The 7,362-nt window shown below is 65.1% G+C and carries 8 protein-coding genes, 1 other RNA gene and 2 pseudogenes; all 11 read right to left on the bottom strand.

All coding sequences use genetic code 11. The features are described 5' to 3' along the window. Positions 1-165: 165 nt before the first annotated feature. Positions 166-621 carry a CHC2 zinc finger domain-containing protein gene (locus AC1DY5_RS34905; RefSeq protein ID WP_478118972.1) on the bottom strand — a complete coding sequence of 152 codons (456 nt, stop codon included), beginning with the start codon at positions 619-621 and terminating at the stop codon, positions 166-168. Further along, positions 618-803: a hypothetical protein gene (locus tag AC1DY5_RS34900; RefSeq protein ID WP_478118970.1), complete on the bottom strand. Its 186-nt coding sequence runs from the start codon at positions 801-803 to the stop codon at positions 618-620. The genes AC1DY5_RS34905 and AC1DY5_RS34900 overlap by 4 nt, the downstream gene beginning before the upstream one ends. Beyond that, positions 800-1,060, bottom strand: a complete 261-nt coding sequence (locus tag AC1DY5_RS34895; RefSeq protein WP_478118969.1) for a helix-turn-helix transcriptional regulator — start codon at positions 1,058-1,060, stop codon at positions 800-802. The genes AC1DY5_RS34900 and AC1DY5_RS34895 overlap by 4 nt, the downstream gene beginning before the upstream one ends. A 390-nt stretch (positions 1,061-1,450) precedes the next feature. Next, positions 1,451-1,700 (bottom strand): annotated as a pseudogene (locus tag AC1DY5_RS34890) (transposase); the annotation flags it as partial. 1,028 nt (positions 1,701-2,728) lie between these two features. Continuing rightward, positions 2,729-3,532, bottom strand: coding sequence for a hypothetical protein (locus AC1DY5_RS34885; RefSeq protein ID WP_478118967.1), 804 nt, complete (start codon positions 3,530-3,532; stop codon positions 2,729-2,731). Then, positions 3,529-3,906: a hypothetical protein gene (locus tag AC1DY5_RS34880; protein ID WP_478118965.1), complete on the bottom strand. Its 378-nt coding sequence runs from the start codon at positions 3,904-3,906 to the stop codon at positions 3,529-3,531. Before AC1DY5_RS34880 ends, AC1DY5_RS34885 begins: the two co-directional genes overlap by 4 nt. Positions 3,907-4,003: 97 nt before the next feature. After that, positions 4,004-4,530: pseudogene (locus AC1DY5_RS34875) on the bottom strand (HD domain-containing protein). A 6-nt stretch (positions 4,531-4,536) separates the two neighbouring features. Continuing rightward, positions 4,537-5,781 carry a tyrosine-type recombinase/integrase gene (locus AC1DY5_RS34870; RefSeq protein ID WP_478118964.1) on the bottom strand — a complete coding sequence of 415 codons (1,245 nt, stop codon included), beginning with the start codon at positions 5,779-5,781 and terminating at the stop codon, positions 4,537-4,539. Positions 5,782-5,953: 172 nt separating this feature from the next. Next, positions 5,954-6,341, bottom strand: a transfer-messenger RNA (tmRNA) gene (ssrA, locus tag AC1DY5_RS34865). 12 nt (positions 6,342-6,353) lie between these two features. Next, positions 6,354-7,022, bottom strand: coding sequence for a phosphoglycolate phosphatase (gene gph, locus AC1DY5_RS34860; protein WP_478118962.1), 669 nt, complete (start codon positions 7,020-7,022; stop codon positions 6,354-6,356). After that, on the bottom strand, positions 7,019-7,362 hold a 344-nt coding region (ubiG, locus tag AC1DY5_RS34855), incomplete at its 5' end, for a bifunctional 2-polyprenyl-6-hydroxyphenol methylase/3-demethylubiquinol 3-O-methyltransferase UbiG (protein WP_478118960.1). The genes ubiG and gph, both read right to left, overlap by 4 nt.

Here is a 7,362-nt window from a genome sequence, read left to right as displayed (position 1 = left end):
GAACGGACATGGCCTGCCGACCCAACAGCCCTTCGATCAGCTCATCGTTGATCTCGGCCTCGTCGGGCAGATCCTGGGCGAGATCGTACTCGAGCTTCCGCGGCAGCAGGGCCGGAGGCGCCTGACGCATCACTGCGTCGATCCTGTCGATGGAGCGGCCCGCGGTCATACCACTGCCTCGGCGATGAACTCGATGCGGGAGACGGCCTGCAGGAGGCGCGCGCGATCCTCATCGCTCAGCACCACGCCCTGGGCCACGTTGCCGGCCGCGACAGCAGTGAGCAGGGACTCGAAGCGCAGGACCGACAGCGCATCCCGGGCGGAGAACGGCAGCGGCTTCACGCGCGACGGCCGGCCGGTCTCTTCCCAGCAGCCGAGATCCTTCGTGGCCTGCACGAAGTCGACGCCCGTGATCTGCATGTGGTAGGCCAGGACGTCGCCACCCTTCGCGCCGCAGGACATGCAGGCCCAGGCGCCGTTCTCGGTGTTGATCCGCATGCTGTCGGAGCCATCGTGGAATTCGCAGCGCGTGGTGCGCCACTTGCCGCGGGAGGTCAGCACGAGCCCTTGGCTCTCGAAGAAGCACATGGGCTCCGGCAGGCGATCGCGGATGAAGGTCATGCGGCCGGCGCCTTCGCGGTCTTGCTGGTGACCATGGCCAGCCATTCGGCGACTGCGGCCAGGTCGGGCAACTCGCGCGTAAGTGTCCAGCGAGAAACGACGAAGCACTCGCGCCCACGGTCATCGACAGACCGCACCAGCGCACACTCGGCGCGCAAGGTCTCGAATGCCTTGTCGGTCATGCCGCCGCGTCCTGGGCGGCTGCATCGCTCGCGGGCTCGGCCAGAGACCGGAGCCACGCGTCGACGGCGCCGGCCTGCCAGCGCGTGCACTTGCGGCCCAGCTTCAGGGGCGCGGGGAAGCGACCTTCCGCGACCGCTGCGTAGATCTTGCTGCGGCTGAGCGTCGTGAGTTCGGTGACTCGCTTGACGTCGAGCAGCGATAGTGGATTGCCGGCAGGCGACTGGCTGGAAAAGGTTGCGCCTTGACGGTGTCCCATATGCGTCCTCAAGTGGGGTGGGCGCATCATTTCTCGGCATCCTCCTTCTTGAAAACGGGGTCAGCCGGGCTAAGGGAGGTGTCAGCTTGGCTAACTGGTGTACTAGCCGGGCTAAATGGGGCGCCAATATCTAGCTCGGGCATCAGCCAAGATGGTTTGCGCGGAATTTTGGGGGCATCTCAAGGGGCATTTACCAGGCGTCGACGGCTCACGATGAGGAGGCGGGCACGTTGACGATCCGGGCCCGGGTCAAGGCGGACCTGATCGAACTGCGCGAGCACTATCTGCCGGGCCTGGGCCGATCCAGGCCGGTGGTGGTACCGACTACGGCTTTCGGGCTTCGGCGAAAGTCGAGGAGTCTGCGGAGGCGATGGCGACCATGGCGCGGGCCTCCCGATACAGCGGCGTGTCATGCAGCGCCTCACGCCAGGTCGCTCAACGTGAACCACTGCTGCATGAAATGAATGCGCAGCACGGCCTCCAGCGGGAACGGCGGGCGACCCTTCTTGCCTTCGGGCGCGTACGGGGAAACCAAATCCACAAAGGCCGCCCACGGCACCACGCAGCTCATCTCATCGAGAAACTCGCGCTTGCGCGTTCGCTTCGTCGTCAGGCTCAGACCCAAGTCGACTTGCTTCAATCGGGCTGGCCACCGACGTGTTCGTTCGGCTCTTCGAGGGGGTAGATGCAGAGGTCTTTATGGCAGAAGACCGCCGCGTTGGGCGGCCACTAACAACGTACGCGGTTCACAGCTCAATCACGCCGCGCGCCATCAGTTCGCACAACGTCTACGCTGCGGGCGGTTTGTCGGCGCAGCCTTCGGACTGCAGGGCCGCGTCGGGTGAAGGCCGCTTCCCTTACTGGAGTTGACGTTCGACTCGATTCTCTTGCGGCCGCATCGGGCCCTACCCCGCATTTCGCCCAGGGCCGTCGTACAGCAGGAATGCAGCGGTTGCGGTCAGTGATGGCCGCACCCGCAACTCACGCTCTCGGCCACATTTGCGGCCGTCCCGACGCCGGCGAACTCTCGGACCCGGTGACCGGTTTCAAAGGTACTACTGACCTTTGCCACCGCCCCAGGAGCTGAGGTCGCCCGAACGTCTGCTGACCGATGGCTCCAACTGAAACTCCCGACCCAAAGGCGGCATCCGGTCTGCCGATCCGGCAGACCCAAGAGCGGTCGCTCGGCACCGGGAATCAAGCGATTGACAGCAGCGACTCGACCATCGTCCCCTGCGCGCCGGATATGTCGTCTGGCGTTTGGACCGCAAGGGTGACTTGGTGTGCTTTAGAGCCCCAGGTGCGCGTGAGCCAGCTCCAGCCAGCCCTCGCGAGCGATGCTGCAGGCCTGCGGCTCCGATCGCGCGTACATCTCCGCCGCATACAAGCGCCCCTTCGAGGACGGCTACTTTGCTTGCCAAACAGCCGTCATCAGACTCGGACCCCCTCAAAACCATCGATAATTTGACCGATTGCGCATCTAGACGCAGTGGCGCCCCATTCGCGGCAGCTAGACCAGCTTCGGCCGCATCGCTACGCGCCGAGAAGCGACCCGGCAAGTCGTATCGAGCACTGAGGCGAGGCGCTTCGATGACATCGCGAGGCTGGTGGAACGACGAGACGAAAGCCGTGCCGGTCTCATTCTCAAACTCAAGCGTGTACCGGCGGTCATCGATTCGTGCCAAGTCCATTGGCGCCTCTTGCTTCTGTTGCGTTGGATTGCATCGTAATCTGTCGCCAACTCACGGCTTCCGGGTGCACTCCTGGGGGCACTTTCCCGGCCCAGCGCGGCGCGAGCCAGCATCCATGCGCCTGTCCGCTCAGCCTTCGATAGAGCGGGTCTCCATCACGGGCCGGGCTTCCCATTTCCCCACCCCTTGGCCCATTTATCGATCGTTTCAAAGGTGACGCGCGTCGGATGGTTGTGGGGCAGCCCGGATTCTTGGTTCTCATACATCGCGGGGCAAAGGCCGCTCTGCTCGTGTGACGCTTTTTCCGCTCAGGCTCGGGTAGCCGCTGCCACTCGAGCCAGTTCTGATACGTCTCCATCTGGAACTTGTGCTTCGCCTTGTGGCGATTCTTCCCGGCCTTCACGTTGCGATCACGCTCCCGCGACAGCTCCAGGCCGAGCGCAGCGCCAGCCGCGCGCGCGATATCCCGCTGGCCTTCCAACGCCGAGTACAGCGCCTCATCGAAATAGCCGGTACCGAGGAGGCGCCTTGCTTGCGCTGCGCCCGCGGCTGCCCTGCCCAAATAAATGATCATCCGCTCTCGAGCCTCGAAGGGCATGGACCAGACGCCGCGAGCGTTGAGCTCCTTCATCGCGTGCGAAGTCCGGGTCATCCAGGCGAGGGCTTCCGCGCCGGCGTCGATCTTGAGCATGGCCTCAAGTGCGGCGACGTCCTCCTCGATGCCGTGCAGGGCCTCGACAAGCGCCAACCGCAGCAAGGGCGACGGGAATGGCACGGTCACAGCGGCTCTTCGCTGGAGAGTCCCACCAGTTCGGGAAAGCACTCGGTGGCATTCGTCAAGGCGCCCTCGCCATACTGCGTATCGTCGACGAACACGCCCGCCGCTTTGATCTGATCGTCGTCATCCGGGTCGTAGCTGCGCGACGTGATCATCTTCACGCCGATGACCTTGCCGCATTGAATGTCGACGAGGAGGTTCATGACGGACTCGGCCATCGCTTCCTTGTGCCAGCGCAGTACCTTTTCGCGGTCGTAGACGAAGCGTTTTGTTCCGGTGAACGCGAGCACCTTGCCAGCGATCGCCTTGCGCCGCCTGCGGGTAGCGACGCTGACTGGCACGGCCGGACGGGCCGGCAGATGGACAATGGAAGCCATGGTGTGCGGTCCCTTCAAGTTTGCTACGTTGTGGTGTTCCTGCACCCTGGCCGGCGCCTTGATGCCCCGCATAGACCGCCGCGGGGCTTGGCGGGTTTCAGATCCTCGCGCTGTAGGCCTGGTCGAACGCGGCCTCTAGCTTCGGCGACACACCGCGCACCTGTTCGATCACTTCCTTCGACCATTCGAAGTATTCGCGCCGGCGCTGGTTGGGCCAGCCCCACGGGGGGCTCGTGGCCATGTCGCGCAGGTTGCAGATCTTGTCGGCCAGCTTCACCAGCTTCGCCCGATCACTTGAGTGCGCAGCGTGCTCGACCTGCGGCGCTTACGATCAGCCTTGAGCAGACCCTTGTCGTCGGTGACCTCGAGCACGACGCCCGCCACTTCGGCGCCGAACTCCTGCACCAGCTCGGCGGCCGTCGTGTCGGTGTCCTCGACGGTGTCGTGCAGCAGCGCGGCGCAGATCGTGATCGTGTCCGTGATGCCGCCTTCCTCGGCCAGCACCCGGGCCAGCGCCAGCGGGTGGTTGATGTACGGCGACGAATCAGCGTCCTTGCGGCGCTGGTTCCGGTGCTTCGTGGCCGCGAAAGACGCAGCGCGAAGGATGGTGACGAGATCGTTCATGTCGGCTCATGCCGCCTTGAACTGCAGCACCTTGGCGCCTTCAGCAAGCTGGTCCAGATAGTCCGCCCAGCGCTGCATCATCGCTTTGCGCTCCGGCAGGAACGTGGTGCGGTTGTAGGCCCTGCCAAGCGGGTCGCGCACGGTATGTGCCAGTTGCGCCTCGATGATGTCGACGCGCTCGCCGAGCACCTCGTCCAGGATCGTGCGAGCCGTTGCGCGGAAGCCGTGGGGCGTCATCGTGTCGTTGTCGTAGCCCAGGGTCCGCAGCGCCATGCGCACGCCGTTTTCGCTCAGTGGGCGTCCTTCGCCCCGCTCGCTCGGGAAAACGCAGCCTGCGGGCCCGTGGTGACCGGTGAGCGGATGGAGATCGCGCAGCAGCGCGGCGGCCTGTGTGGAAAGTGGCACCAGGTGTGGCTGGCCGTTCGCCTTCTGGTCGACGCTGCGCTTCATGCGCGCCGCGGGGATGGTCCACATGGCGCCGTTCAGGTCGATCTCGGACCAGAGCGCCGCGCGCACCTCGCCGGGACGCTGAAACACCAGGGCAGAGAACTGCAGCGCTGTGCGCACAACCGGCGAGCCCCGGTAGCCGCGCATCGCGCGCACCAGGTCGGCCAACTGCTTGGGCTCGACGATCGCGGCATGGTGGCGCGCCGTCGCCGTCATGAGGGTGCCCTGAAGGTCAGCGGCAGGGTTGCGCGTGGCCCGGCCGCTCGCAATGCCGTAGCGGAAGACMTGGCCGATGATCTCGCGCAGCCGGTGGGTCGTCTCGATCGCGCCCCGGGCCTCGACCCGGCGCAGCATGGCGAGCAGCTCCGGTGCGTCGATCTCCGGCATCGGCCGGGTGCCGATCCATGGAAACACGTCTTTCTCAAGTCGGGCGATCGTGGTATCTGCGTGCGATGCGGCCCACCCGGTGGCCTTGGTCTTGTGCCATTCGCGCGCCACGACCTCGAAGCCGCTGTCCGTCGAGATCGTGCTGCGGGCCTTGTCGACCTTGCGGGCAGCCGATGGGTCCGTGCCTGCCTTGAGCAGCTCGCGTGACGAATCCCGATCCTTGCGGGCCTGCGTCAGGGTGATCTCGGGATAGACGCCGAGCGCCAGGCGCTTCTCCTTGCCCCCGAAACGGTACTTCCAGCGCCACCACTTGCCCCCGCTTGGAGCGATCTCGAGGTACAGGCCTTGGGAGTCAGCCATGCGCCGGGTTTTCTCCGTAGGCTTGGCCTGCTTGATGGCTATGTCGGTGAGTGGCATGGGGGCATTTCCTGTGTGGATCTGCCCGATTATGGAATCTGCCCCCGTTGTTGCCCCCATTTATTTCTGGCTGCCCCCGGCCGGATTTGGCGACATCAGGCAACAAAAAACCCCTAAGTGGTTGATATCCTTAGGGGTTTTTGAGCTATCCGGAGGCTGCCGGATGCATATCTGGTGGAGCTGGGGGGATTTGAACCCCCGTCCGTAAGCCTTCTTCGCGCAGATCTACATGTTTAGCGGTCTGATTTGAGTCTCGCCACCGGTGTCGCGCAGTCGCACGCTACACCGGCCGCCAGCACCCTATTTTCTCGCCCCGACCCAAGGTACCCGGATCAGGGCCAGCCCATGTAGATTATCTTTGCAGCCGGGAGGCGTCAGATTGCTCTAGCGCCCCCTTGCCCAGCCCATCGGCCTGCTGTTGCAAAGCTCACCGGCAATTAAGCGGCGAGTGCGAAACGTTCGTCGTTTGCAGTTAGTTTGTTTGAATCTGTTTTACGAGCGCATTCAGCTCGACATGCCCCGCTGCGATTCCGAACCCACGTCGAAACCAGTGCAGCCCCAAGCCATGCATTTTAGGCCTGTTTCAGTAACTTCAAGAGCTCCATGGGCGATGCGATGGCCGCGTCGGCATCCCAGCGCGCCACCTCCGCCTGTTCGCCCATGTAGCCGTAGATGGCCGCCACGGTCCGCATGCCGGCGGCCCGGCCGGCCAGCATGTCACGTTCGTCGTCCCCGACATAGACACAATGCACCGGGGCCACGCCCATCCGGCGCGCGGCTTCGAACAACGGCTCCGGATGCGGCTTGGCGTGGGGGGTGGTGTCACCGCTGACGATCGCCCGCGCGCTCTCGAACAGCGCCATCGCGCGCGTCAGCGGCAGAGTGAAGCGTTCGGACTTGTTGGTGACGACGCCCCATCGCAGCCCGGACGCGTTCAGCGCCTCCACGAGTTCGGCCACCCCGTCGAAGACCTGGGTGTTGAGCAGCATCCGCGATTCGTACTTGACGAAGAACTCCTCGCGCAGTACCGGAAACTCGGGCGCCTCCGGCGTGATGCCGAAGGCCACGCCCAGCATGCCCCGGGCGCCAGCACCCGCCATCGGCCGGTAGCGTTCAAGCGGCAGCGAAGGCAGGCCGCGCTCGGTTCGCATCAGGTCGGCCGCGGCGCCCAGGTCGGGGGCGCTGTCGATCAGCGTGCCGTCGAGGTCGAACAGGACGGCTTCGGTGCGGCCGGTCCTCACAGGTCGCCTGCCGGCTTCTGGGTCGCGAACATGTAGTTGACGCTGGTGTCGCCGCTGAGCCAGTAGCGCCGCGTCAGCGGGTTGTGCTCCATGCCGCGGGTGTGGCGCAGGTCGAGCCCGGCGGCGCGGCAATGGGCGGCCAGTTCGCTCGGCCGGATCAGCTTCTGGTACTCGTGCGTGCCGCGCGGCAGCATGCCGAGCACGTATTCGGCCCCGACGATCGCCAGCATGAACGCCTTCAGGTTGCGGTTGATGGTCGAGAAGAAGACCCAGCCACCGGGCCTGGCCAGATCGGCGCAGGCCTTGACGACCGAGGCCGGATCGGGCACGTGTTCGAGCA

This window comes from Variovorax sp. P4_D9, from assembly GCF_056401695.1.
Note: the sequence above shows the minus strand (reverse complement) of the source record. Positions and strands in the feature narration are given on the sequence as shown.